The following is a 26,074-nucleotide window of genomic DNA, read 5'->3' on the forward strand; positions in this document are numbered from 1 at the left end:
ACCCGGAGGATTACGGCGTTATCGGTGTCAGTAACTCACCTTCCGGGCTGAAAACAAGCAGCATCCTTTCGCCATTTCGGTTCACCAGCGCCACCACTTCATCGTCGCGGTAATTCTCCAGATCGAGAATGTCCAGACCTTCGAATGCCAGTTGCCTACGCCAGTTGCGGAAGGCTGCGTCAGATTCGGAGGTATCCACTCTCGCCAGGATACTCTCTGTGCCCGTCACCGGCGCCGCCTGGCCTTCAACAAAGCTCCCGTTGGTATTGCCCGACACCACAATATCACCGTCAAACCGGACTCCACTGGTCAGGAATTCATTGGAAAGATCATCCGCATCATCAACGGTGTACGCGCTCAGAGGTTCGCCTGAAGTATTGAATCCAAGAACAAAACCAGCGCGGTTATCCAACGGTGTGCGAATAATCTCATCCCCTGCGTTAACGGTACCGGCGTCCTCTGGCTGAGCTTCACGGAATCGGTAGCTATAGGGTGCATCGCCGACCAGCACAACCCCGGCACCGCCATAAAGACCGTCCCCCAGTGATTCAGAGCTGTCTTCACCTACCTGATACACGGTCGGTGATTCTCCTGTGTTGCCATTGAAGAAATACGGGCCAACATTTCCCAGGCCATCCAGCGTCATTGGCGACGCCCCGAACAACAGAGCCAGGGAGCCTTGTGAGCTACCACCGACTACCGTCTCATCACCTGATGAGCCAACCTGCCGCGTCCAGGCCAGGGTCGGCTCCAGAGCCCCTGCGTTCTCCGCCGTATCAATGCGGGCCAGGAAACTGTCGGTGCCGCCCTGGTAGGCATCGGTATTCCAGGCACCGAGGGTTTCGCCGCCCACCAAAACATAACCAGTGGTGCCGTTAATGCCCACCCATCGCACCGAATCGTCCGCCGGCGTGCCAATTCTGAAGATATTGTTTCCGGTCCAGCTCGGAAGATAGTTCCCCGAAGCACCGTCATAATGGAACAGGGCCGTTACCGCATCAGACCCGCCAACGGGAGCACCCGGTTCTGCCTGGTCAGAGCTAAAAGCAACGGCAATTTCATAACGATTCACACGGTTATTGTTTTCAGTGACCGTTCGTACACCAACGTCCAGGAATACGTCTGAAGGTTGCAGCGCTATCGCCGGGTCTGTCACCTCAACAATCTGCAGCTCCGTACCCGCCTGGTCATAAATGCGGACCTGGACCTGATTGTTCCCTGGAAGGTAACCAGCAACAAACACCCGGCCCTCATGGCCCAGCGACACATCCGTTGCCATAAAGCCATCACTCCAGACCAGCGGTTCAATCAGACGGTTAAGGTTCAACCTCAGCAGTGTTTCAGACTCGCCCCTCGCATATCCGGCCCGGCCAGCCTGGTAATTTACATCGACGCCAATAGGCGCTGCGTTGTCGTCCAATTCATCCTGAAGATTGTTGTAAACAAGCGCACGCACACCAAAGGTGATTTCATCCTGCTCCAGTGGGAATACCAGCTCCTCAATTGGGTCATAGGTACCCTGAGCGTTCTTCTCAACAATCTCGAAAGTCTCGTCCTCGACAACACCGGTCAGCGCACCAATTCTTGTCAGCTTGGCTCTGAACAGGGTTTTACGGTCACCCGTGAGAATGGCGCGATACTCACGAGTCGTCTCGGTATTGATGGTATCGCGACTACCGCCATTGACGGTTTCTATACTGAGTAGCGGCTCGTTATCCTCAATTGAAAGGTTGGCCTTGACCTCAACGCTACCATTGCCCAGGGAGGCAATGCCCTGGCGTACTTCGGTCAGAACCATGGTCGCCACTTCTGTTGGCTCGGGAAGCAGGTCGTCAACCACTTCAAAGGGGATATAGCACTCGGTAAGACCGGGCTTCAGTGTCACAACACCGCCGGTTACCGTATCGCCAGTCGTGTCATACTCGACGTACTCGAGGGGGTTACCCTCTTTATCAACGGGGTGATTCAGTTCGTCGCTGAGCGCAACAAGGTCTTCGCCAATAATAATCGCACCGGTGTTGGCGCGGCTATATTTGCAGTCCTGATGGGCGGGATCAGTTTCGTCATTGTCACAAGCAGTTGGGTCGAAATCAGAACGCAGCTCAAAGGCGATTTTGACTTCGGTAACCGAGGGTTGATCCAGATTTACTTTTACATACGCGCGCTTGGTTGGGTAGGTGACTGACTCAGTTCCATCCGGCGCGCCCTCATCCGTGAACTTCTGGAGCTCGTAAGAATAGGAACCGGCATCCAGCTCAGGCACCGCACACCGCTCTTCCGACTCATCTTCAGACGCCTGACTTTCACCTTCTTTCAGGTTGGCTCCGTCGAGGGTAATTACGTTTCGCTTGACTTCAATATCAAACGGCTGAAAACCCGCCATGCGGCCGTCCGTGGTGACTATCTCGATATTCTCGGTCTGGCCAAGATCAGCCTCACCCCGGTTGCCCCCGGATAACCCAGGCACACCGCGCATGATAATACCCTGACGGGCCTTATTGCTGGTGTCTTCCAGCGCAAGCCAGGATGGCGCATTGGTCAGGGAGTAATCGAGAATGCTTTCGCCGCCATAGGCGCCCCAGTTGTAGTAATACTCCACCCCCAGATAGGCGGTGGTCGGTGGCGCCCCCAACAACGTGGGCTGGTCAGGATCTTTTTCGGTCTTGCAGCCGGTTGCTGCCAGGGCAATCAGGGCAACACCAAGGAGGCGGCCCGAGGCGGTTGAGCGGGAGAACAAATCGGCGCGCATGCAAAAATCCGTTTCATGACGTTATTGTTATGGCCGTGCCCGGATGCCTGGCATCCGGTTTACACACCGTTACAGATCAACGCCATGGTAGCCAATTTGAATCCGGAGCGATCTGCGCGAGTTCTCAGATTCTTTGGCCAGCAGCCCTCAGACCTCGATACCATGCTCCCGCAGCAGATTGGCCAGCCCCTCCTCGTCCAACACCGGCACCCCCAACTGCTCAGCCTTGGCCAGCTTGGAGCCGGCGGCCTCGCCTGCGACAACGCAGGCGGTTTTTTTGGAGACACTACCAGCAACCTTGGCACCGAGCTGCTCAAGCTTTTCCTTGGCTTGATCCCGTGTCATGCCTGAGAGAGTGCCGGTCAATACCCAGGTCTGACCACTGAGAGGCTGTTCATCGACTGACAGCACCTGCTCTTCCTGCCAGGTGACACCTGCCTCTTTCAGAGCCGCCAGTGTTTCCTGATTGTGGGGCTGATCAAAGAAGCTCCGGATATGACCGGCCACAATAGGCCCGACATCAGGCACCGTCTGGAGAGACTCTTCATCCGCTTCAGAAATCGCTTCCAGCGTGCCGAAATGGGCTGCCAGGCCCTTGGCGGTGGCCTCACCCACTTCACGAATACCAAGTGCATAAAGGAACCGCCAAAGCACCGGTTCACGGGAGCGATCGATGGCGGCAATAAGATTTGCCGCAGATTTGTCGCCCATACGCTCCAGGCTGGCGATCTGGAATTTCGTCAGCCGGTAAAGATCCGCCACGGTGCTGACCATACCTTCGTCCACCAACATCTCGATCAGCCGGTCCCCAAGGCCCTCAATATCCATGGCCTTCCGGGAGGCATAATGCCGGATCGCTTCCTTGCGCTGAGCCGGGCAATACAGGCCGCCCGAACACCGCGCAACGGCCTCTCCTTCAATCTGGACAATATCCGAGCCGCAGACCGGGCAGTGCTCGGGCATTTCAACCATCGGCGCCATGGCCGGGCGCTTTTCCGGCACCACCTTCACTACCTGCGGGATAACATCCCCGGCCCGGCGAATGAACACCGTATCGCCGATATGAACGTCCAGGCGTCGGATCTCATCCATATTGTGCAGGGTTGCATTTGACACAGTCACACCGCCGACAAACACCGGCTTCAGGCGGGCTACCGGTGTCACTGCTCCGGTTCGACCCACCTGGAATTCCACATCTTCAATGATCGTCAGCTCTTCCTGGGCCGGAAACTTGTGGGCGATCGCCCAGCGCGGGGCGCGGGAAACAAAACCCAGCTCCTGCTGAAGATCGAGACGGTTTACCTTGAACACAATGCCATCGATTTCATAGGGCAAGCTGTCGCGCTTGGCCATCAATTCGTTGTAGGCATCCAGACAGGCTTCCACACCCTCGGCCTTGCGCATTTCCGGATTGATCCGGAACCCCCAGTCCCTGACAAGCTGCAAACTGTCCCAATGAGTTTCAGGCAGTACACTTTCATCAGTTACCGCCATACTGTAGGCACACAGTTCCAACGGGCGCCTGGCGGTTACCGTCGATTTCTTCTGGCGCAGGCTTCCGGCAGCAGCGTTGCGAGGATTTACAAAGGTCTTCTCGCCCTGCTCTGCCAGGCGCTCATTCAGCTTCTCGAAACCGGCACGGGGCATGTACACCTCGCCGCGGACCTCAACAAGATCCGGATATCCCGAGCCACGCAGCTTGAGAGGTACCGACGGAATGGTGCGAATATTGGCGGTGATATCTTCGCCGGTATAGCCGTCACCCCGGGTCGCGGCACGGGTTAATGTACCGTTTTCGTAGTGCAGGCTGACGGCGAGACCGTCCAGCTTGGGCTCACAGACATACTCAATGGCCCCGTCCTCTCCCAACCGGTCACGAACCCGACGGTCAAAATCCCGGAGTTCGTCCTCACTGAAGGCATTATCCAGCGACAGCATCGGCAGGCGATGGGTAACTTCCTCGAAACTGGTCTCAGCGCTGCTGCCTACCCGGCGGGTCGGCGAATCCTCTGTCGCGAGTTCCGGGTGTTCGGCTTCCAGCTTCTGCAACTCCCGAAACAACCGATCGTACTCGGCGTCGGGGATCCTGGGGTCGTCCTGAACGTAATAGTAATAATTGTGGTCTTCGAGGGTAGCGCGCAGAGAGTCCACGCGCTTCCGGATAGTTTCGGGAACGTTGGTCATCGGTTCTGGGGTCCGGACGGGCTGCTAGGCTCGCTGGGAGCGTTGTTTGCGTTCAAACTCACGAATGCGCTGACGACAGTGCTCAATGGTTTGCGGCGTCATTACGCTTCGGCGCTCATCTTTCAGTTCGCCACCAAGGTTTCGGACTACGCACTGGGCAGTTTCAAGCATAAATTCGAAGGCCTGCAACGCATTGGTGGGCCCTGGCAGGCTCATGAAGAAACTGATACCGGGGGTGCTGAGCCCGGCCATGTCCTGAGGGCGAAAGGTGCCCGGCTCCACGGCGTTGGCCACGCTGAATTGCACAGGCGTGGTGGTGTCCTCGGATTCATGGCGGTGGTAAATGTCCATATCGCCATGCTCCAGGCCGCAGGCCTCAAAAAGGCTCTTGAGCTTGCTGCCCTGGAACTGCTCACCGCTGCGAGCCAATACATTGATCACCAGCACTTCCCTGGCCTCCGGGCGATTGGCTCCAGCCAGGGGCTGATTCTTGCGCGGTTTCCCAGGCGTTCGCCGGGCGGTATCTTCCTCAACTTCGGTGGTAACCACCGGCGGCTCTTCCGCTCTGGGTTCGGCTTTGGCCTTTTCAGGCCGGGCGGGCCTGGTTTTCGGTTTATCCGCTTCTGGTTCCGGAGTGCTGGTCACCTCGGGCTCAGGGGACTCGGGTTCTTCTATTTCCGGTTTCACAACCCTGGGCGGACTCAGGATGCCATCATTTTCATCCCCATCTCGGGCGCTCCAGCCGGATTCCGGGGTAACATCGTCTTCTTCATCGGCACTTACGGGGGCGGACATATCGCGCTTCAGATAGCCCCGGTCTTCCAGTGTCGAGCGGGAAACCGTGCGAGCACCACCGTTTGGCAATTCCGGGTTGAAGTCATCATCCAGCGGGGAATCCTTGAGCTCGTCAGCCCCCATACCCGACGAAATGGCCATGGATTCCTTCCGGGCACGCCGCATACGGCGCACACCGTCAATCACAATTCCAATAATAACCAGGGTACCTATGGCAATTAACCATTCCCTAAGTGACATAATGCTGCTGTCCTGTTTGCAGTTTGGAACGTTGCTACTCTAAGAAAAGCCCGTAATGAATACAACGCACACCGGGCCCAGATGGCGTTATTGTCATGGTTGGCGAGCATTTCACCAACCACTGCGCCTATCAGGCCTCAGCCAGCGCGGCGGCCTCATCCACATCAACAGATACCAGGCGCGAGCAGCCGGGTTCGTGCATGGTGACCCCCATTAACTGATCCGCCATCTCCATAGCGATCTTGTTATGGGTAATGTAGATGAACTGAACCTGTTTCGACATCTCCTTAACCATATTCGCGTAGCGACCCACGTTGGCGTCGTCCAGCGGCGCGTCCACTTCGTCCAGCATACAGAACGGAGCGGGATTGAGCTGGAAAATCGAGAACACAAGCGCGATGGCTGTCAGCGCCTTCTCCCCCCCCGACAACAGGTGGATGGTGCTGTTCTTCTTGCCCGGCGGCCTCGCCATGATGGCCACGCCAGTCTCCAGCAGGTCTTCCCCGGTCAACTCAAGATAGGCATTGCCACCACCGAATACTTTCGGGAAAAGGGCCTGCAGGCCGCCATTCACCTGATCAAACGTCTCTTTGAAGCGCTGCCGGGTTTCCCGGTCAATTTTCCGGATAGCATTGTCCAGGGTTTCCAGCGCTTCCATCAGGTCGTTGTGCTGCTCGTCCAGGTAGGTCTTTCGCTCGCTTTGTACCTGATACTCTTCAATGGCCGCGAGGTTAATTGCTCCCAGACGCTGGATACGGTTACCGATTTTCTCCAGCTCTTCGGCCCAGACCTTTTCTTCAGCATCCTCTGGCAGATGTTCGAGCACTTCCTGGAGCTTAACGTTGAGTTCCTTGAGCTGCTCAATATGGTTGCCGGAGCGAATTTCCAGGGCCTGGGATTCCATCTTCAGTTTTTCCAGCCGCGCCCGGATTTCCTGAACCTGATGCTCGGTTCGGCTCCGCCCCTGTTCGCGATCACGAACCTGTCGATCAATCTCTTCCAGGGCATCCCGGGCGGCACTGAGCTTTTCTTCTTCGGCCAGTCGTCGTTCCAGCAACCCTTCAAGTTGCAACTGGAGATCCTCAATAGGCTCCTCGGCACTTTCGCGGGATTCCCTGAGTACATCCAGCCGCTCTTCCAGACGCTCTTTCTGCATCTGCATCCGGTCGATGGTTTGCTGCAGTCCGTCGCGCTGGCTCTGGAGTGTCTGCAACTGTAGTTGCAGTTGATGAGCGTGATCACGGTCATGCCGGGCTTCCTGGCGCAGGCGGTCCAGTGTTTCCCTCAGAGAATCCCGTTGCTCCAGCAACTGCTCTTTCTCTTCCTCACTGTCCTCGCTGGATGCGAGTGCAATATCCCACTCCTCGCGGGCTTCCTGAAGGTTGGCGTTCTGCTCTTCCAACGCCAGGCCCACATCCGCAATGTCTTCCCTGATCCGGGACAGCCGGGCTTCAATCTGCTCTGCCCTGGCTTTCAGACCACTGGCACGTGAGGCCAGAGCCCCAAGCTCCCGCTCAACGTCGCTGTGGCGGGCTTGAGCCTCGTCCCGTTCGGTTTCGGCACGCTCCGCCTTCTCCTGGAGATGCTCGAGTTGCTCGGTTGCCTGCTCCAGCCTGGCTTCTGCTTCTGCCAGCTTTGCCTGCAATTCCGTTACCTTTTTCTGACGCTCAATCACACCAACCTGAGCAGCATCGGAGTCAGGCATCAGCAACCAGTCACGAGAGAGCCAGACACCGTCCCGGGTGATGATGCTCTCGCCAGGCGCCAGACCAGATCGGTTGGCCATGGCTTCAGAAAGGGTATCCGCAGCCTGAACCGAAGAAAGCAGCTGGCTGATCGCCCCGACACCACTCACCTTGGCCGCCAGGCCACGGGTTTCGGAGGCAACGGCACGGTCACTGACCACCGCAAAACCTTTGGGGGCCGATTCCAGCGCCGTAGCCAGTTGATCGAATTCCGGCAATGTCAGGCCCTGAGTGAAGCGGCCAATGACCTGCTCGACGGCAAACTCCCAGCCGTCCTCAATCGACAATTTCGCAGCAAGTCGCGGCGCGTCGGTCAGCCCATGATCGGCCAGCCACGATTGCAGGGCATCGTCGCCTGCACCCATTTGTTCGTCCAGCAGTGCCTGCTGGGACTCCATCGTGGCTTTGAGGCTTTGTACCGTCTGGCGATATTCAGATGAACTCTGTTCGGCGTCGCGCAAAGCCTGTCGGCTCGAATACACCTGATCCTGCAGTTGCTGAATACGCTCCGCGGTTTCTTCCCTTTTCAGTTCCAGGGTTTCCTGTTCTTCCAGAAGCTGCTCGAGCTCCGAGCGATCCAATTGTCCGTCCAGCAGCGCCTGCTCATCGCGCAATTTCTGTTGTCGGGTTTTCAGCTGTTCGATGGCGTCTTCAAGAGAGCGAATTCGGGATTGCGCCAGTTCGGCCTGCCGGCGGGCATCCGATGAACGGGTACTGAACTCATCCCAGCGGTGCTGCCAGTCACTCATGGCCTCTTCTGCCTGCTGGAGCTTCTCGGCCGATTCCTCTGAACGTATCGCCAATGCCTCCTGCTCAGGCTCGATCATGTCGAGCTCTTCCCGGAGCGTGGCCAGCTTTTCTTCATCCTGTTCCAGTTCGCGGCCTAATTCGCGCTCGTTGGCCAGGGCCTGATCCAGCTCTGCGGCAGTCTGTCGGCTGCGCTCGCGCTGGTGCTCCAGACTTTGCTCAATACGGGCAATGTCGGCCCCGGCCTCATAGTACCGGGCCTGAGCCCGGTTAAAGTGCTCGGTCCGTTCATGGTGGTCTTCCCGGAGCGATTCCAGCGAAGTTTCCAGGTTCACCCTTTCGGTCAGGAACTTCTCAAGTTCCAGCTCGGTATCGCGGATTTTTCCGCGCCAGGTCTGAAGATCGTCATCCAGGGCTTTCCAGCGCAACACGGTTAGCTCGGCTTTCTTTTCGCGCTCTTCCTGTTTGTAGGCTTTGTATTTTTCCGCGGCGGCCGCCTGACGCTCCAGGTGCTGCAGTTGACGTCCAAGCTCTTCGCGAAGGTCTGTCAGCCGCTCCAGGTTCTCTTGAGTACGGCGAATACGGTTCTCCGTTTCCCGCCTCCGTTCCTTGTACTTGGAAATGCCCGCAGCTTCCTCGATGTACACCCGCAATTCCTCAGGTTTCGCCTCAATCAGCCGGGAAATCATGCCCTGCTCGATAATGGCGTAACTGCGCGGCCCGAGACCAGTGCCAAGGAACAGATCGGTAATGTCACGACGACGGCATTTGGAGCCATTCAGGAAATACTCGGATTGCCCTTCCCGGGAAACCCGGCGTTTTACCGAAATCTCGTTGAACTTCACAAACTCGCCGGGCGCCGATCCGTCACTGTTGTCAAAAACAAGTTCAATCGACGCCTGTCCCACCGGCTTGCGGGCACTGGAACCGTTGAAGATAACGTCGGTCATCGATTCGCCACGCAGGTACTTCGCGGAACTTTCACCCATTACCCAGCGAACGGCATCGATAATATTGGACTTGCCACAGCCGTTAGGGCCCACCACCGCGGTCATGTTGGAGGGGAAAGGCACCGTAGTGGGATCAACAAAGGATTTGAATCCCGCGAGCTTGATGGACTTCAGCCGCATATCAGGCGGTCTCCTCCGTGAGAATGCTCAGAACCTGGTGGCGCTGATGCTCGCCAAAGTCCTGAATAACCCGCTGCAGACGCTCGGAATCACCCTCAACGGCAGCATCGGCCAGACGACGGAAGAAGGTACCGGTTTCTGCGATCTCACTCCGGAAATGTTCCAGCGCCACATAGTAGGTCCGGCTGATGGCGGGACGGAAGTTTTCGAGGGTTTCCTCAAGAAAGGGATTGTCAACCAGACGGTAGGCATACTGCATGACCCCGAACCCCGCTTCAATGACCCGCTCTGCGGCATCGGGCGCATTCGAGTTCAGGGCATCAATAACCGCCTGCATTTCATTAACCTGCCCCATCATGCCGCCGAGCTGTTCACCTGGCCAACGCTCCAGCACCTTGCGAGCCAACATGCACAACAGATCGATGTAAATATCGTAAAGGGCATTCACCGAGCCTATCGTCAGTTCCGACACCACCGCCCCGCGCCGGGGATAGATCTCAACCAGATGACGCCGCTCCAGAATCAGCAGAGCCTCACGCACGGAGCCGCGGCTGACATTCAGATCACCGGCGACCTTGAGCTCCTGAATTCGCTCTCCCGGCTTGAGATCGCGAACAACAATGCGCTGCCCCAGATGCTGGGCAATTTGTTCGGATAGGCTTTCCGGTGCCTGAAATCTCATAAATCGACAGCTCGCTTGGTACATTCAAGCGCAGGAGTTTATCACAGGCTTTTGGCAGCCCCACCCCTTTGTCCGACATTTCGATTGCACGTCTTCAGAACCGGCAACCCGCTGCCGGAATTTTGACAACCAGGCAAATATTATCTGCCAGTTTATGGAATCGACTTTAACAGGAGGCGCTTTTCTGTTGTTTTTATTGGCTTTTTATCTTATGGCATTTTTTCTGCTTATTGGTACAGCAAATCACTTTGTCACCAGCAGAGCGTCCTACTGTGAAAAACCTGACATCGATCCGGCCAAACACTTCCCGCCCCGCGCGGCTTGCCGCTTTGAAGCAGTCGTTCCAGGACTGGAACAACACCTCCGATGTCATGGCCCGGCTGGCCAGACGCCTGAGCACCACTCTCTCCCTCGAGGCGCAACTGTCGATTCTGGCGGAGGAGATGACAGACATGGTGCCTTTCGACTCCCTCAATTACAGGCACCGCATCGCCCGTCAGGACTTCGTTTTTTCCACTGGCATGGGTGGGCCCCATCGCTGCGAGTACCGTCTCTCTCTGGAAGGTCACCAGTATGGCACTCTGACGTTACACCGTCGCCAGCGATTCAGCGAAGAGGAACTGACGGGTATCGAGATGATGCTCTCCGGTGCGATCTGCCATATTCGCAATGCCTGCCAGTTCATTGCCATCGAACAGACCGCACTGACGGATTCCCTGACAGGCATTGGCAACAAACGGGCACTGGATGAGGCGCTCCAGCGCGCCAGCGCCATGGCGGACAGACACGGCGCCCCCTGGAGCCTGATCCTGTGCGATCTGGATCACTTCAAACTGATTAACGACAACCACGGCCACGTGGTTGGCGACCACATTCTCGCTCGCACCGCAGAAAAGCTTGAGCAGGCCCTGCGTAATTCCGACACGGTCTATCGCTTTGGTGGCGAGGAGTTTGCCATTCTCCTGCCTCATACCAACGAGCAGGAAGCCCGTGACGTAGCAGATCGAATTCGGGCTGCCATTGAAAGCATTCGAGTGGACGGCGGTGAAACACCTCTGACGGTTACCGCCAGTTGCGGTGTGGCGATGCATCTGACGGATGAACAGCCCGAGCAATGGCTTGCCCGGGCCGACGAAGCACTCTACCGGGCCAAGGCGGCCGGCAGAAACTGCACGCGGGTATTCGCAAGTATTTCCTGAAGAGAGGTCTCAGCGTGCTCGCTTTCCGCCCTTGCCTGCAGATGGCTTCCCGCGGGAATCTGACCGGGCTTTTGGCGGCGCACCATCGGCGACTTGCCAGCTTCCACCTTTACGCGTCCGTTGCAGCGATTTGCCAGGACTCTTGCGACGTTTGCGATCATGGGCAGCCTGCTCTCCCGGAGTTTTCTGGGGTACAGCAACGCTGCCGAGCCCGACGGCACGGCTCAGCGCATCAACACCCTTTTGATCCAGCTCTTCCCAACGGCCCATGGTCAACCGGCTGGGCAGGAAGATCGGTCCATACCGTACCCGCTTGAGACGGCTCACCCGAACGCCCTGAGATTCCCAAAGGCGACGCACCTCCCGGTTGCGACCTTCCAGCAAGGTTACGTGGAACCACTGGTTCATACCTTTGCCACCCGCCGGGCTGATATCGGTAAACTTGGCCATGCCGTCTTCAAGCAGCACACCTTCCTTCAGGCGCTCAATCATGGCGTCATCCACTTCACCGAATACCCGAACCGCGTATTCCCGGTCAATCTGACTGGAGGGATGCATCAAGCGATTCGCCAACTCACCGTCAGTGGTAAACAACACCAGACCGGTAGTGTTGATATCCAGACGCCCAATGGAGATCCAGCGCTGGTCCTTGAGCCGCGGCAGGCGGTCAAACACCGTGGGCCGCCCTTCCGGGTCTTTCCGGCTGGTCACCTCACCTTCCGGCTTGTTGTAAATCAGCACCCGACGCACAACTTCGGCAGCTGAACTCACGTCCAGCAGCTTGCCATCAAGCTCAAAACGATCAGAAGTGGAAGCCTTCTGGCCAGGCTGAACCGGAACGCCATTGACCAGCAGTCGACCGGCCTCTATCCAGCCTTCCACTTCCCGCCGGGAGCCAACGCCGGCGCGGGCAAGCAGCTTCTGCACCCGCTCGGGGCCTGCACTTAGAGACTGATCGCTACGGGCTGTTTTGTTTTCGGGGCCTTTTGCCGCCATAAGGGTAGATATCCTTGATATACGGGGCTGAAACCTGGGTTTCAGTGAAGTGTCTGATCCGATTCAGGCGCCTGGGACTCCGAGTCAGAGTCCGGACTGGCACCGGAACCATCAGGAGAGTCGAATTTGATCTCTCCCTGCATGTTCTGCTCTATTTCCCGACCGATTTCCTCAAGGTCACGCACCTCAGAAAGCGGAGGCAGTTCATCCAGCCCGGTCAGGTTGAAATAATCGAGGAACTGGCGTGTGGTGGCATACATGGCAGGCCGCCCAGGGACATCCCGATGACCGACCACGCGCACCCACTCTCGCTCAAGCAGTGTTCGAATGATATTGCTGCTTACCGTAACACCACGAATATCCTCGATCTCGCCACGGGTGATGGGCTGACGATAGGCAATCAGGGCCAGAGTTTCGAGAAGCGCCCGGGAATAACGCTGGGGCTTTTCCTCATACAGCCGACCAACCCATGGCGCAAACTCTTCCCTGACCTGCAATCGGTACCCGCTGGCAACCTTACTAAGCTCGAAGCCGCGGCCTTCGCAGGATTGCTCCAGCATCATCAGCGCATGCTCCATCACCTGCCGGGCCGGGCGCTCATCTTCGCCAAACAGCTCGCGCAGCTGCTCCAGAGACAACGGCTTGCCGGCCGCCAACAGTGCCGCCTCCGCAATAGCCTGAATACGGGCCAGATGTTCTTCGTTCATAGTGTCACTCGATCCTTCAGCTTGCCGCCCGCGCCCTGACATGAATGGGGCCGAGCACTTCCGCCTGAACGATTTCAATCAGCTGTTCTTTCACCAGTTCCAGTGTGGCAAGAAAGGTGACCACCACGCCAAGCCGGCCCTCTTCAAGGGTAAACAGGCTCTCGAATGTTACGAACCGGTCGCCCTGCAGCACAGACAGAATGTGGGACATCCGCTCCCTTGTCGATAACCGCTCTTTCTCGACATGGTGGCTGGTAAACAGATCCGCCCTCTGCAAAACACCCTGCAACGCCAGTAACAGCTCCTTCATATCAACGTCCGGATGGGGTTGCGATGACGGAAGCTTGGGTAAAGCAGCGGAAGCCGGATAGGTATCCCGTTCCATGCGCGGGATCTCATCGATATCCTCCGCAGCCTTCTTGAAGCGTTCGTACTGCTGCAGCCGGCGAATCAGCTCTGCCCGGGGGTCAATATCGTCTTCATCGTCACTCTCCTGGCGGGGTAGCAACATACGGGATTTAATCTCCGCCAGGGTCGCAGCCATCACCAGGTACTCGGCTGCCAGCTCGAACCGCATCGCTTCCACCGCACCAATGTAATCCATGTACTGGCGTGTGATTTCACTGACATCAATATCGAGGATATTCATGTTCTGGCGGCGAATGAGGTAGAGCAGCAAATCCAGCGGCCCCTCAAAGGCCTCCAGAAAAACCGCGAGGGCATCCGGCGGGATATATAGATCCTTGGGGATATCCACCAGGGGTTTGCCGGATACGAGCGCCAGCGGCACCTGTTCCGGTGTCGTTGCCTGCGCTTCTTCCGGCTCCCTGGTGTCTTCGGTCATGCCTTTGCCAGCCTTTGACGTTATTGGCGGTCAGGAATCAGCGGTAGCTGAGCCCCATCGCTGCACGGACTTCTTCCAGGGTATCACGGGCGGCATCGCGCGCATGCTCTCGCCCTTCCTGCAGAATGGAATGCACCAGATCCGGATTGCTCTCGTATTCCCGGGCACGCTCATGCAACGGCTTCTGTTCCTCGATGATGGCATCGATCAGCGGCTTTTTGCAGTCCAGGCAGCCAATACCGGCGCTGCGGCAGCCTTCCTGTACCCACTGGCAGGTCTGCTCGTCCGAGTAGACTTTGTGCATACCCCAGACCGGGCACTTCTCCGGCTCGCCCGGGTCTGTCCGTCGCACCCGCTGCGGGTCGGTTTGCATGGTCCGGATCTTTTGAGCAACACTGTCCGGATCTTCACGCAAGCCAATGTAATTGTTGTAAGACTTGGACATCTTCTGTCCGTCCAGCCCCGGCATCTTGGATTCCGGCGTCAGCAACGGCTGCGGCTCCGGCAGTATCACCTTGCCGCCGCCTTCAATGAAACCGTATAGCCGCTCGCGGTCACCCAGCGAAATGTTCTGCTGTTCTTTCAGCAGGGCCCGTGCGGTCTCAAGCGCCTCAAAATCGCCTTCTTCCTGATACCGTTTTTTCAGGTTGCGATAGAGTTTCGCGTTCTTTTTGCCCATCTTGACGATAGCGGCCTCGGCCTGCTCTTCGAAACCGGGCTCGCGACCATAGATGTGGTTAAACCGACGGGCGATTTCACGGGTAATCTCAACGTGGGATACCTGATCAGCACCAACCGGCACCTTGCCTGCACGATACATCAGGATATCCGCAGTCTGGAGCAGCGGGTAACCGAGGAAGCCGTAGGTGGCCAGATCCTTTTCCCGCAGCTTTTCCTGCTGATCCTTGTAGGTAGGAATGCGTTCCAGCCAGCCCAGGGGCGTGATCATAGACAACAACAGGTGCAGCTCGGCGTGTTCCGGTACCTGGGACTGGATAAACATGGTGGACGAGCCCGGATTAACTCCGGCCGCCAGCCAGTCGATGACCATATCCCATACGCTTTGCTCAATGCCTGAGGGATCATCGTATTGCGTGGTCAGGGCGTGCCAGTCCGCCACAAAGAAGAAGCACTCATACTCGTGCTGGAGCTTGACCCAGTTTTTCAGCACACCATGGTAGTGGCCGAGGTGCAGCTTGCCGGTCGGACGCATGCCGGACAACACTCTTTGCTGGGAATCGACAGAACTCAAAGCACGAACTCCTTCTTTCTGTTTATAGAGCGCCGGAGATCAGCGCCTAAACCGGCCGCTGAAATCAGGCTGACCGGGCATTATAGTCTTTACACTCGCCGGCGTTAAGCAATGCGGCACAAAACCGAGGCTCTATAACGCAAAACCCCCGGAATTCTCGCGAATCCGGGGGTTTTGGTGAAGCTCAGGGCTGCTTTACCAGCCAGTCACTTCCTTCAGGGCCTTGCCGATTTCGGCCAGGCTGCGCACGGTTTTAACACCGGCGTCTTCCAGGGCAGCAAACTTCTCGTCCGCCGTACCCTTACCACCAGAGATGATGGCGCCAGCATGGCCCATACGCTTGCCCGGAGGTGCAGTGACACCGGCAATGTAGGAAACCACCGGCTTGGTGACGTTCTCTTTGATGAACGCAGCCGCTTCTTCCTCAGCGGTACCACCGATCTCACCAATCATGACGATGGCTTCGGTTTCCGGATCTTCCTGCAGCAGCTTCAGAATGTCGATGAAGTTGGAGCCAGGAATCGGGTCGCCACCGATACCGATACAGGTGGACTGACCGTAGCCGAAGTCCGTGGTCTGCTTGACCGCTTCGTAGGTCAGGGTGCCGGAACGGGACACGATACCAACCTTACCCTTCTTGTGGATATGGCCAGGCATGATGCCGATCTTGCACTCGTCCGGAGTGATCACGCCCGGGCAGTTCGGGCCGATCATGCGAACGCCTTTACGATCAACGTATTCTTTGGCGTACAGCATGTCGATGGTCGGAATACCTTCAGTGATACAAACGATCAGCTGAATACCGGCGTCGGCCGCTTCGATGATGGCGTCTTTACAGAACGGAGCCGGAACGTAAATGACGGTCGCTTCAGCGCCGGTCTTTTCTACCGCTTCACGTACGGTGTTGAACACCGGCAGACCCAGATGCTCAGTGCCGCCCTTACCGGGGCTGACACCACCTACCATCTTGGTGCCATAAGCGATGGCCTGCTCAGAGTGGAAGGTACCCTGTGCGCCGGTAAAGCCCTGGCAGATAACCTTGGTGTCTTTGTTGATCAGGATGCTCATTATTTACCCCCTGCGGCTTTAACGACTTGCTCTGCGGCGTCCGCCAGGCTGGTGGCGGCGATGATGTTCAGGCCACTTTCGGCGAGTACCTTGGTACCCAGCTCCGCGTTGTTGCCTTCCAGACGAACCACAACAGGCACTTTAACGCCGACTTCTTTAACCGCACCGATGATGCCCTCAGCGATCATGTCGCAGCGAACAATACCACCGAAGATGTTAACCAGAACGGCCTGTACCGCGTCGTCAGACAGGATGATCTTGAACGCTTCGGATACGCGCTCTTTGGTTGCGCCGCCGCCTACGTCCAGGAAGTTGGCAGGCTGGCCGCCGGACAGCTTGATGATGTCCATGGTGCCCATGGCCAGGCCAGCACCGTTAACCATGCAGCCGATGTTGCCTTCCAGCGCAACATAGTTGAGCTCCCACTTGGCCGCTTCCGCTTCCCGGGAATCTTCCTGGGAGGGATCGTGCATCTCGTGGATTTTCTTCTGACGGTACAGTGCGTTGCCGTCTACACCTACTTTGGCGTCGAGGCAGTGCAGGTCACCAGCCGGGGTGATCACCAGCGGGTTGATCTCAACCAGAGCCAGGTCGCACTCTTCAAACAGTTTGGCCAGGCCCAGGAAAATCTTGGTGAACTGACCGATCTGCTTGCCTTCCAGGCCCAGCTTGAATGCCAGTTCACGACCCTGGTACGGCTGCGCGCCGACCAGCGGATCAATTTCGGCTTTCAGGATCTTTTCCGGAGTTTCTTCGGCAACCTTCTCGATTTCCACGCCACCTTCAGTGGAGGCCATGAAAACGATACGACGGGAACCACGGTCTACCACAGCGCCCAGGTAAAGTTCCTGATCGATGTCGGTGAGGGATTCAACCAGAATCTTGCTGACTGGCTGGCCGTTTTCGTCGGTCTGGTAGGTAACCAGGTTCTTACCCAGCCACTTTTCGGCGAATTCACGGATCTCTTCTTTGCTCTTGACCAGCTTTACACCGCCGGCCTTGCCGCGACCACCGGCGTGAACCTGGGCTTTCACTACCCAGCCGTCACCGCCGATTTCGTCTGCCGCTGCTACGGCTTCCTTGGGAGTATCGCAGGCAATGCCTTTGGATACGGGCAGGCCGTACTCAGCGAACAGCTGCTTGCCCTGATATTCGTGCAAATTCATAGTTAATGTCCCGTCTATTGATGGAGGATAACCACGTACGGAAATGAACCCGTCAGTGCACCGCCATTGGTGCAGCTGGAACGAATTCGTTCTGGCAGGCCAGGGATCGCCTCGGCCTGCCGGTCACACATGCGAAAAGCCGCCGTTATGATGGCAGCGGGGCGCCCCAGTTGGCGCCCCGTATTCCGACAATGCGTTACTTCTTCTTGCGACGGTTGGCGACGTGAATCGCACCGCCAGCAACGGCCAGGGCCGCTTCGTGCACAGACTCGGACAGAGTCGGGTGCGCGAAACAGGTCAGGGCCAGATCTTCTGCGCTTGAACCGAATTCCATGGCGATCACGCCCTGGGCAACGATTTCAGACGCCTGCGGACCCACCACGTGGAAGCCAAGAATACGGTCGGTCTTCGCATCTGCGATGATCTTGACCATACCGGAAGCGGCATTGGCAGCCATGGCACGACCGTTCGCCGCAAACGGGAAGGTTCCGACGTTGTATTCTTCGCCTTCAGCTTTCAGCTGCTCTTCGGTCTTGCCGACCCAGGCAACCTCAGGGAAGGTATAGATGACATTCGGGATGCAGTCGTAATTGACCTGAGGCTTATGCCCGGCAATACGCTCAGCAACCATCACGCCCTCTTCAGACGCTTTGTGGGCCAGCATTGGACCACGAACCACATCACCGATGGCCCAGACACCCGGTGCTTCGGTCTTGCAGTTGTCGTCTACGAAAATAAAGCCCCGCTCATCCATGGTCACGCCGGAGTCTTCAGCCAGTGCACCATCGGTGTACGGACGACGGCCAACAGCCACGATCAGCTTGTCAAACTTGGCGTCTTGCTTACCCTTGGAGTCTTCGTAGCTGACGTTAACCAGCTTGCGCTTGACTTCCGCGCCAGTCATGCGGGCGCCCATCACGATGTTCAGGCCCTGCTTCTGGAACTGCTTCAACGCATCCTTGGCACACTGCTGGTCAACCGCCGGCAGGAAACTGTCCTGCGCTTCGATCACGGTTACTTCTGAACCCAGGCGGGCCCAGACGCTACCCAGCTCCAGACCAATAACACCGGCACCGATCACACCAAGACGCTTGGGCACTTCGGTAAACTCCAGCGCACCCTCGGAATCGACGATGTACTCACCGTCGAACGGCGCCGGCGGAATCTCGATCGGCCGGGAACCGGTGGCGATGATCACGTTGTCGGCTTCGTAGGTCTTGGTTTTGCCATCCTTGTCGGTGACTTCCACCTTACGACCGGCCAACAACTTGCCGTGGCCGTGGATCGAGGTGACGCCATTGGCCTTGAACAGGCCAGCAATGCCACCGGTCAGCTGCTTAACGATACCAGCCTTGCGCTCCATCATCTTGGCAACGTCGATTTTCACGTCCTTGGCCAGGATGCCCATAGAGTCGTAATCGTGGCTGGCTTCCTCAAACTTGTGAGTCACTTCCAGCAGGGCCTTGGACGGGATACAGCCTACGTTCAGGCAGGTACCACCGAGCACCTGGCTCTTGCCGTCTTTACCAGTCCAGGACTCAACACAGGCGGTCTTAAGACCCAACTGAGCGGCTTTAATGGCAGCAACGTAACCACCGGGGCCTGCACCAATGACAATAACGTCGAACTTATCGGACATAATCTTTCCTGTTATCGAATTCGTTGAGTGTCAGATTACACATCCAGCAGGATACGTGCCGGGTCTTCCAGCATTTCCTTGATCGCCACCAGGAACTGCACCGCTTCCTTGCCATCGATCATACGGTGATCGTATGACAGCGCCAGGTACATCATCGGCAGAATCTCAACCTTGCCATTTACCGCCATCGGGCGCTCCTGGATCTTGTGCATACCCAGAATGGCAGTCTGGGGCGGATTCAGGATCGGCGTGGAGATCAGAGACCCGAAAATACCACCGTTGGTGATGGTGAAGGTGCCACCGGTCATATCTTCAATGGCCAGCTTGCCTTCCTTCGCCTTGGTACCGTACTCGACGATCTTCTTCTCGATGTCGGCCAGACCCATGGCGTCGGTGTCACGCAGAACCGGTACCACCAGGCCACGGTCGGTGGATACTGCTACGCCTACGTCCTGATAGCCGTGGTAAACCATGTCGTTGCCGTCAATGGAGGCGTTTACTGCCGGGAAGCGCTTCAGAGCTTCGGTAGCCGCTTTGGTGAAAAACGACATGAAGCCCAGCTTGATGCCGTGGCGCTTCACGAAGCTGTCCTGGTACTGCTTACGCAGTTCCATGATCGGCGCCATGTTCACCTCGTTAAAGGTGGTCAGCATGGCTGCTGTCTGCTGGGCATCAACGAGACGCTTGGCGATGCTGGCACGCAGGCGGGTCATCGGAACCCGCTTCTCGGCGCGCTCGCCCTGGCCAACGTTCACCTCAGGCATCGCTGCCGGCTTGGCGGCAGCCGCTCCACCGGAAGATTTGTTGCTGTCCACGTAGTTCTGAACGTCTTCCTTGGTAACACGGCCATCTTTACCGGTGCCCTTTACCGCGCTCGGGTCAACGTTGTTTTCTTCGGCCAGCTTGCGGGCAGCCGGGCTCAGAATGGCGTCGCCGGAAGCAGCTTCGGATTTCTCCTCGGCTTTCGGTGCTTCGGCTTTCGCTTCAGACTTGCTCTCGGCCGGCTTGGATTCACCTGCTGCGCCTTCCTTGAACTTGCCGATGACCTCACCGCTTTCCACGGTGTCGCCTTCGTTCTTGAGAACTTCTTCGATCGCACCATCCGCCGGCGCAACCACTTCGAGCACAACCTTGTCGGTTTCGATATCGACAATCAGCTCGTCACGGGAACAGGCCTCACCCGGCTGCTTGTGCCAGGTCGCGACGGTGCCTTCGGCAACCGACTCAGGGAAAACGGGGGCTTTAATCTCTGTTGACATTACGGATCCTTAGTTCGGTAGCTCGTCAGATTTCAAACGCGTCGTTAACCAGTTTCTTCTGCTCTTCGATGTGAACAGACATGTGTCCACAGGCAGGAGCAGCAGAAGCCTCACGACCGGCATACTGGAGATATAGCTTGGGATTCAGGCGCTGCAGTGCGTTCCGCATGTGATGCTGACTGCAATACCAGGCTCCCTGGTTCATCGGCTCTTCCTGACACCAGACCACATGCTTGAGCTTGCTGTACTGGCTCAGCAGTTCGTCCAGGTCATCGCTCGGGAATGGGTACAATTGTTCGATACGAACAATCGCGACATCGTCCCGCTCATCCGCCTTCTTCTTCTCCAGAAGATCATAGTAGACCTTGCCACTGCAGAGGATCAGGCGAGTCACTTTTTTGGGATCGGACGGCTCTTTCTCCGGCAGAATTGTCTGGAATGTGCCGGATGTCAGGTCGTCCAGACCCGAAATGGCTTCCTTATGGCGCAGCAGGCTCTTGGGCGTAATGGCAACCAACGGCTTGCGCAACGGACGCTTCACCTGCCGACGCAACATGTGGAATACCTGAGACGGTGTAGTCGGCACACAGACCTGAATATTGTGTTCTGCACACAGCTGCAGGAAACGCTCCAGACGGGCGGAACTGTGCTCCGGCCCCTGCCCTTCATAACCGTGCGGCAGCAGCAGTGTCAGGCCACACAGTCGACCCCACTTATGCTCACCACTGGTCAGGAACTGATCAATCACCACCTGTGCACCGTTGGCAAAGTCACCAAACTGGGCTTCCCAGACAATCAGCGCGTTCGGCGTTGTGGTGGAATAACCGTATTCGAACGCCATCACCGCTTCTTCAGACAGCAGTGAGTCATAGATGTCGAACTTCGGCTGATCGTCTTTCAGATTCTGCAGGGAAATATGAGTAGACCCATCTTTCTGGTTATGCAGAACAGCATGACGGTGCGAGAAGGTGCCCCGGCCCACGTCCTGACCAGTCAGGCGGATCGGGTGGCCTTCGTTCAGCAAAGTGGCGTAGGCCATCATTTCGCCGTAGCCCCAGTTCAGGGACAGCGCGCCGGCCGTCATCTTCTCGCGATCATTAACAATCTTGGAAACCTGGCGCTGGATGCTGAACCCTTCCGGCACTTCAGTCAGCTTCTTGCCCAGTTTCTGGACGGTTTTCAGCGCAACGCTGGTCTTGCACTTCGCTGTCCACTCATGGCCCAGATACGGAGCCCAGTCCACGTAAAGCTCTTTGTTAGGCTCTTTAACCAGAGACTTGACCACGTGATCACCCTTGTCCAGGGCGTCCCGGTAATCAGTCTCCATCTGCTTGGCTTCATCTTCGGTGATCACACCGGCTTCAACCAGCTGATCCGCGTAGATCGCACGGGTGGTCTTCAGCTTGCGGATCTTGTCGTACATCAGCGGCTGGGTCGCTGCCGGCTCATCCGCCTCGTTATGGCCTCGACGACGGTAGCAAACCAGATCAATCACCACATCACGCTTGAATTCGTTGCGGTAGTCCATCGCCATCTGGGTGGCAAACATCACCGCTTCAGGATCGTCTGCGTTCACATGCAGAATCGGCGCCTGAACCATCTTGGCAACGTCGGTGCAATACTCGGTGGAACGAGCATCTTCCTGCTTGCTGGTGGTGAAGCCAACCTGGTTGTTGATCACGATGTGGATGGTACCACCAACACCAAAGCCCCGGGTCTGGGACATCTGGAAGGTTTCCATCACTACGCCCTGCCCGGCAAACGCAGCGTCGCCGTGCATCACAATGGGCACCACGGTACTGCCATCGGTATCGCCACGACGGTCCTGACGGGCGCGTACCGAGCCTTCCACTACCGGGGATACGATTTCCAGGTGAGACGGGTTGAAGGCCATGGCCAGGTGAACCTCGCCACCCGGCGTCATTACGTTTGAGGAGAAGCCCTGGTGGTATTTCACGTCGCCGGAGCCGGAATCCGCGAGCTTCTTGCCCTCGAATTCATCAAACAGTTCTTTCGGATTTTTGCCCAGGGTGTTGACCAGCACGTTCAGTCGACCGCGGTGGGCCATGCCCAGCACGATCTCTTTGGCGCCATAGGAGCCCGCACGCTGAATCAGCTCGTCCAGGCAGGGGATCAGACTTTCACCGCCCTCGAGACCAAAACGCTTGACGCCCGGATAACGGGAACCCAGGTATTTTTCCAGCCCTTCGGCAGCCGTCAGGCGCTCAAGGATATGCTTGCGGGTTTCGGTCTCGTATTCCGGACGGGAACGAACCGGCTCCATACGTTGCTGGAACCAACGCTTGATGCGCGTGTCTACCACATGCATGTATTCAGCGCCGATGCTCTCGCAGTAAGTCTGGCGCAGGCCTTGGACAATATCGCCGAGTTTCATGCTCTCGGAACCAAAGTTCAGAGAGCCGGTCTGGAACTCCAGATCAAGATCGGATTCGCCCAATTCGTGGAATCGCGGGTCCAGATCTTCTACCTGAGGACGTTGCCAGACACCCAGAGGATCAAGCTTTGCTTCCTGGTGACCGCGGAAACGGAAAGCGTTGATCAGCTGCAGAACACGGATCTGTTTTTTATCAGCGTCGGACGTAGCACTGGCAGGCACGCCATTGGTCGCCAGAAAACGCTGATTGCGGGAGATGTGCTCAAACTGCTCGCGGATGGTGGAGTGAACGATGTCGCGGCCCTGATAGCCATCGACGCTCGGGAGTTTGTCGAAGTAACTCCGCCACTCTTCTGGAACTGCATTGGGGTCTGTCAGGTAGGTTTCAAAAAGCTGTTCAACATAGGCAAGATTACCACCCTGCAGGTGGGAAGTCTGCCATAACTGCTCCATGATGCTTTCGTGCATTTTGAATAGCTCACCTTGGGCTGGTGCGGGGGAGCCAGTATGGTCGGCCAGGGGTAATTCTCAGTCAATACGGGTTATTACGGCATGACTTTGGCCACCACACCCGGCAAGGATGTTTTCCGTCCCCAGTGATTTTTATACTCAGCAATACTGTCCGGTGACTGGATAAGCGCACCGAAACAGCGTGCATAAGTTTGCACCCCGGTAAGACTTTTGACTATAAGCCTTTGGTTGAAGGCCCCGCATATAGCGAGGCCTTCAGGGGTACTAACTGGTGTCAGAACACCAGTATAGCTGGTGCTGCGAATTTTGCCGGTCAGGTGGCTCTTTGCAGCAACAGGTTCCGGATATGGCCAATTGCCTTTGTGGGGTTCAGGCCCTTCGGACACACACTGACACAGTTCATGATGCCACGGCAGCGGAACACGCTGAACGGATCGTCCAGGTTCGCCAAACGCTCTGCCTGGGCGGTATCACGGCTGTCGGCCAGGAAGCGATAAGCTTGCAACAGACCAGACGGACCGATGAACTTGTCCGGATTCCACCAGAAAGACGGGCAAGCGGTAGAGCAGCAGGCACAGAGAATACACTCGTACAGGCCGTCCAGCTTCTCACGATCTTCCGGAGACTGCAGACGCTCGATGGCTGGCGCGGGGTTGTCATTCACAAGGTACGGCATCACTTTTTCGTACTGCTTGTAGAACAGGCCCATATCAACCACCAGATCACGAATGACCGGAAGACCAGGCAGCGGGCGCAAAACCAGCTTGTTGTTCTTGACCACATCGGAAACCGGTGTGATGCAAGCCAGGCCGTTCTTGCCATTCATGTTCATACCATCTGAGCCGCAAACGCCCTCACGACAGGAACGGCGAAATGCGACAGTCGGGTCCTTTTCCTTGGCCAGCGCCAAAACATCCAGAACCATCAGATCTTTGCCTTCCGGCAACTCAATCTCAACGTCCTGCATGTAAGGGGCGTTGTCAGTTTCCGGGTTATAACGGTACAGACTTACCAACATTTTCAGGATACCCCCTTAGTAGGTCCGGATCTTCGGCTCGAAGGTCGGAACCGTTTTCGGTGCAAAGTTCACGTCACGCTTGCCAACGCGCTTGTCCAGCGGGAAGTACATGGAGTGCTTCAGCCAGTTCTCGTCGTCACGCTCGGTGAAATCGTTACGGGCATGGGCACCGCGACTTTCTTTACGCTCAATCGCAGACTTGGCGGTCGCATAGGCAACTTCGTACAGGTTGTCCAGCTCCAGTGCTTCGATACGGGCGGTGTTGAATGCCTTGCTGGTATCAGTCAGCTTGGTCTTACGAACCCGCTCACCGATTTCTTCCAGCAGCTTCAGACCCTTCTCCATACTTTCGCCGTCACGGAACACGCCGAAGTAGAGCTGCATGCAGTTCTGCAGGTCTTTACGAACCTGAGCCACATCCTCACCCTCACTTGCACTGTCCAGACGCTCCAGACGAGCCATGGCACGCTTGATGTCTTCGTCGCTTGCGCCGTCGACCTCGAAACCACCACGCAGCTGCTCCTCAATGTGCAGGCCAGCCGCACGACCAAAGACCACCAGATCCAGCAGAGAGTTGCCTCCCAGACGGTTAGCACCGTGCACAGACACACAAGCGGCTTCACCGCAGGCAAACAGGCCCGGAATCGGCTTGTCATTGCCGTTTTCATCCTGAGTCAGCGCCTGACCACCAACGTTGGTCGGAATGCCGCCCATCATGTAGTGACAGGTCGGAACCACTGGCACCGGCTCTTTGACCGGATCAACGTGGGCAAAGGTACGGGACAGCTCACAGATACCCGGCAGACGCAGGTTCAGCGTTTCTTCGCCCAGGTGATCCAGCTTCAGCAGTACGTGATCCTTGTCGGGACCACAGCCGCGGCCTTCCAGAATTTCCAGAACCATGGAGCGGGCAACAACGTCGCGACCAGCGAGGTCTTTGGCGTTCGGAGCATAACGCTCCATGAAACGCTCACCTTCGGAGTTGATCAGGTAACCACCCTCACCCCGGCAACCCTCAGTTACCAGCACACCGGCACCGTGGATACCGGTCGGGTGGAACTGCCACATTTCCATGTCCTGAACCGGGAAGCCGGCACGCAGGGCCATACCGATACCGTCACCGGTGTTGATCAGGGCATTGGTGGTTGACGCATAGATACGACCGGCGCCACCGGTTGCCAGAACGGTCGCCTTGGCCTTGATGTAGCAGACTTCACCGGTCTCAATTTCGATACCGACAACACCGACCACTTCGTCTTTACTGTTCTTGACCAGGTCCACGGCGTACCACTCGTTCAGGAACGAAGTGCCGCCTTTGAGGTTAGCCTGGTATAGCGTGTGCAGCAGAGCATGACCGGTACGGTCGGCTGCGGCACAGGTACGGGCAGCCTGACCGCCCTTACCGTAGTCCTTGGACTGACCACCGAACGGACGCTGATAGATACGACCCTGCTCGGTACGGGAGAACGGGAGGCCCATGTGCTCGAGCTCGAACACTGCCTGCGGACCGACGGAGCACATATACTCAATCGCGTCCTGGTCACCGATGTAGTCAGAACCTTTCACAGTGTCGTACATGTGCCAGCGCCAATCGTCGTTGGGATCAGCACTTGCGATCGCACAGGTAATACCGCCCTGGGCGGATACCGTGTGCGAACGGGTCGGAAATACTTTCGTGATACACGCGGTATCGAGACCGGATTCGGTCAGCTGGAGGGCGGCTCGCATACCGGCACCGCCACCACCGATAACAATCGCGTCGAACGACATGGTCTTGATGTTAGCCAT

The 26,074-nt window shown here is 57.1% G+C and carries 17 protein-coding genes; 1 reads left to right on the forward strand and 16 read right to left on the reverse strand.

The window, feature by feature from the left end; genetic code table 11:
* Positions 1-10 precede the first annotated feature (10 nt).
* The 5 genes from OZ656_RS11385 to OZ656_RS11405 all read right to left on the reverse strand — a co-directional run bounded on the left by OZ656_RS11385 (position 11) and on the right by OZ656_RS11405 (position 10,272).
* The gene (locus OZ656_RS11385) at positions 11-2,749 is read right to left on the reverse strand and encodes a hypothetical protein (RefSeq protein ID WP_379944496.1); all 2,739 of its coding nucleotides are present in this window, start codon (positions 2,747-2,749) and stop codon (positions 11-13) included.
* 147 nt (positions 2,750-2,896) lie between these two features.
* The gene (ligA, locus tag OZ656_RS11390; protein ID WP_379944497.1) at positions 2,897-4,933 is read right to left on the reverse strand and encodes an NAD-dependent DNA ligase LigA; all 2,037 of its coding nucleotides are present in this window, start codon (positions 4,931-4,933) and stop codon (positions 2,897-2,899) included.
* Between the two features lie 24 nt (positions 4,934-4,957).
* Positions 4,958-5,968, reverse strand: coding sequence for a cell division protein ZipA (gene zipA, locus OZ656_RS11395; RefSeq protein WP_379944498.1), 1,011 nt, complete (start codon positions 5,966-5,968; stop codon positions 4,958-4,960).
* A 130-nt stretch (positions 5,969-6,098) separates the two neighbouring features.
* Entirely contained in the window at positions 6,099-9,590 is a 3,492-nt protein-coding gene (smc, locus tag OZ656_RS11400; RefSeq protein ID WP_379944499.1) for a chromosome segregation protein SMC, read from the reverse strand.
* A gap of 1 nt (position 9,591) precedes the next feature.
* Positions 9,592-10,272 carry a GntR family transcriptional regulator gene (locus OZ656_RS11405; RefSeq protein WP_272998638.1) on the reverse strand — a complete coding sequence of 227 codons (681 nt, stop codon included), beginning with the start codon at positions 10,270-10,272 and terminating at the stop codon, positions 9,592-9,594.
* 272 nt (positions 10,273-10,544) lie between these two features.
* Between OZ656_RS11405 and OZ656_RS11410 the strand changes: the two genes are divergently transcribed.
* Positions 10,545-11,471, forward strand: a complete 927-nt coding sequence (locus tag OZ656_RS11410) for a GGDEF domain-containing protein (RefSeq protein ID WP_022992465.1) — start codon at positions 10,545-10,547, stop codon at positions 11,469-11,471.
* A gap of 9 nt (positions 11,472-11,480) precedes the next feature.
* Here OZ656_RS11410 and rluB read toward each other — a convergent pair whose 3' ends face one another.
* The 11 genes from rluB to sdhA all read right to left on the reverse strand — a co-directional run bounded on the left by rluB (position 11,481) and on the right by sdhA (position 26,074).
* Complete coding sequence (gene rluB / locus OZ656_RS11415; RefSeq protein WP_153740166.1) at positions 11,481-12,467, reverse strand: 23S rRNA pseudouridine(2605) synthase RluB; 987 nt, start codon at positions 12,465-12,467, stop codon at positions 11,481-11,483.
* 41 nt (positions 12,468-12,508) lie between these two features.
* On the reverse strand, positions 12,509-13,174 hold the full coding sequence (scpB, locus tag OZ656_RS11420; protein ID WP_011784669.1) for an SMC-Scp complex subunit ScpB: 666 nt from the start codon (positions 13,172-13,174) through the stop codon (positions 12,509-12,511).
* A 16-nt stretch (positions 13,175-13,190) separates the two neighbouring features.
* A complete protein-coding gene (locus tag OZ656_RS11425; RefSeq protein ID WP_011784668.1) occupies positions 13,191-14,018 on the reverse strand; it encodes a ScpA family protein in 828 nt (275 codons plus the stop codon).
* Between the two features lie 37 nt (positions 14,019-14,055).
* Entirely contained in the window at positions 14,056-15,231 is a 1,176-nt protein-coding gene (locus tag OZ656_RS11430; RefSeq protein WP_014421716.1) for a tryptophan--tRNA ligase, read from the reverse strand.
* A gap of 234 nt (positions 15,232-15,465) precedes the next feature.
* Positions 15,466-16,338, reverse strand: a complete 873-nt coding sequence (sucD, locus tag OZ656_RS11435) for a succinate--CoA ligase subunit alpha (RefSeq protein ID WP_011784666.1) — start codon at positions 16,336-16,338, stop codon at positions 15,466-15,468.
* Positions 16,338-17,504, reverse strand: coding sequence for an ADP-forming succinate--CoA ligase subunit beta (gene sucC / locus OZ656_RS11440; RefSeq protein WP_011784665.1), 1,167 nt, complete (start codon positions 17,502-17,504; stop codon positions 16,338-16,340). The genes sucD and sucC overlap by 1 nt, the downstream gene beginning before the upstream one ends.
* A gap of 196 nt (positions 17,505-17,700) precedes the next feature.
* Positions 17,701-19,143, reverse strand: coding sequence for a dihydrolipoyl dehydrogenase (lpdA, locus tag OZ656_RS11445; RefSeq protein WP_011784664.1), 1,443 nt, complete (start codon positions 19,141-19,143; stop codon positions 17,701-17,703).
* A 35-nt stretch (positions 19,144-19,178) separates the two neighbouring features.
* Positions 19,179-20,402: a 2-oxoglutarate dehydrogenase complex dihydrolipoyllysine-residue succinyltransferase gene (odhB, locus tag OZ656_RS11450; protein ID WP_379944500.1), complete on the reverse strand. Its 1,224-nt coding sequence runs from the start codon at positions 20,400-20,402 to the stop codon at positions 19,179-19,181.
* Positions 20,403-20,427: 25 nt separating this feature from the next.
* Positions 20,428-23,265: a 2-oxoglutarate dehydrogenase E1 component gene (locus OZ656_RS11455; RefSeq protein ID WP_011784662.1), complete on the reverse strand. Its 2,838-nt coding sequence runs from the start codon at positions 23,263-23,265 to the stop codon at positions 20,428-20,430.
* A 316-nt stretch (positions 23,266-23,581) separates the two neighbouring features.
* On the reverse strand, positions 23,582-24,286 hold the full coding sequence (locus OZ656_RS11460; protein ID WP_011784661.1) for a succinate dehydrogenase iron-sulfur subunit: 705 nt from the start codon (positions 24,284-24,286) through the stop codon (positions 23,582-23,584).
* 15 nt (positions 24,287-24,301) lie between these two features.
* On the reverse strand, positions 24,302-26,074 hold the full coding sequence (gene sdhA, locus OZ656_RS11465) for a succinate dehydrogenase flavoprotein subunit (RefSeq protein ID WP_011784660.1): 1,773 nt from the start codon (positions 26,072-26,074) through the stop codon (positions 24,302-24,304).

This window comes from Marinobacter sp. LM1 (genome assembly GCF_042763285.1).
GTDB lineage: Bacteria > Pseudomonadota > Gammaproteobacteria > Pseudomonadales > Oleiphilaceae > Marinobacter > Marinobacter nauticus.

Excerpts from the sequence above, each read along its gene's own strand:
- OZ656_RS11455 (WP_011784662.1), bottom strand. The coding sequence starts at position 23,265 with ATGCACGAAAGCATCATGGAGCAGTTATGGCAGACTTCCCACCTGCAG.
- sucD (WP_011784666.1), bottom strand. The coding sequence starts at position 16,338 with ATGAGCATCCTGATCAACAAAGACACCAAGGTTATCTGCCAGGGCTTT.
- smc (WP_379944499.1), bottom strand. The coding sequence starts at position 9,590 with ATGCGGCTGAAGTCCATCAAGCTCGCGGGATTCAAATCCTTTGTTGAT.
- lpdA (WP_011784664.1), bottom strand. The coding sequence starts at position 19,143 with ATGTCCGATAAGTTCGACGTTATTGTCATTGGTGCAGGCCCCGGTGGT.
- OZ656_RS11405 (WP_272998638.1), bottom strand. The coding sequence starts at position 10,272 with ATGAGATTTCAGGCACCGGAAAGCCTATCCGAACAAATTGCCCAGCAT.
- scpB (WP_011784669.1), bottom strand. The coding sequence starts at position 13,174 with ATGAACGAAGAACATCTGGCCCGTATTCAGGCTATTGCGGAGGCGGCA.
- sucC (WP_011784665.1), bottom strand. The coding sequence starts at position 17,504 with ATGAATTTGCACGAATATCAGGGCAAGCAGCTGTTCGCTGAGTACGGC.
- ligA (WP_379944497.1), bottom strand. The coding sequence starts at position 4,933 with ATGACCAACGTTCCCGAAACTATCCGGAAGCGCGTGGACTCTCTGCGC.
- OZ656_RS11425 (WP_011784668.1), bottom strand. The coding sequence starts at position 14,018 with ATGACCGAAGACACCAGGGAGCCGGAAGAAGCGCAGGCAACGACACCG.
- OZ656_RS11460 (WP_011784661.1), bottom strand. The coding sequence starts at position 24,286 with ATGTTGGTAAGTCTGTACCGTTATAACCCGGAAACTGACAACGCCCCT.
- OZ656_RS11385 (WP_379944496.1), bottom strand. The coding sequence starts at position 2,749 with ATGCGCGCCGATTTGTTCTCCCGCTCAACCGCCTCGGGCCGCCTCCTT.
- zipA (WP_379944498.1), bottom strand. The coding sequence starts at position 5,968 with ATGTCACTTAGGGAATGGTTAATTGCCATAGGTACCCTGGTTATTATT.
- OZ656_RS11430 (WP_014421716.1), bottom strand. The coding sequence starts at position 15,231 with ATGCGTCCGACCGGCAAGCTGCACCTCGGCCACTACCATGGTGTGCTG.
- rluB (WP_153740166.1), bottom strand. The coding sequence starts at position 12,467 with ATGGCGGCAAAAGGCCCCGAAAACAAAACAGCCCGTAGCGATCAGTCT.
- sdhA (WP_011784660.1), bottom strand. The coding sequence starts at position 26,074 with ATGGCTAACATCAAGACCATGTCGTTCGACGCGATTGTTATCGGTGGT.
- odhB (WP_379944500.1), bottom strand. The coding sequence starts at position 20,402 with ATGTCAACAGAGATTAAAGCCCCCGTTTTCCCTGAGTCGGTTGCCGAA.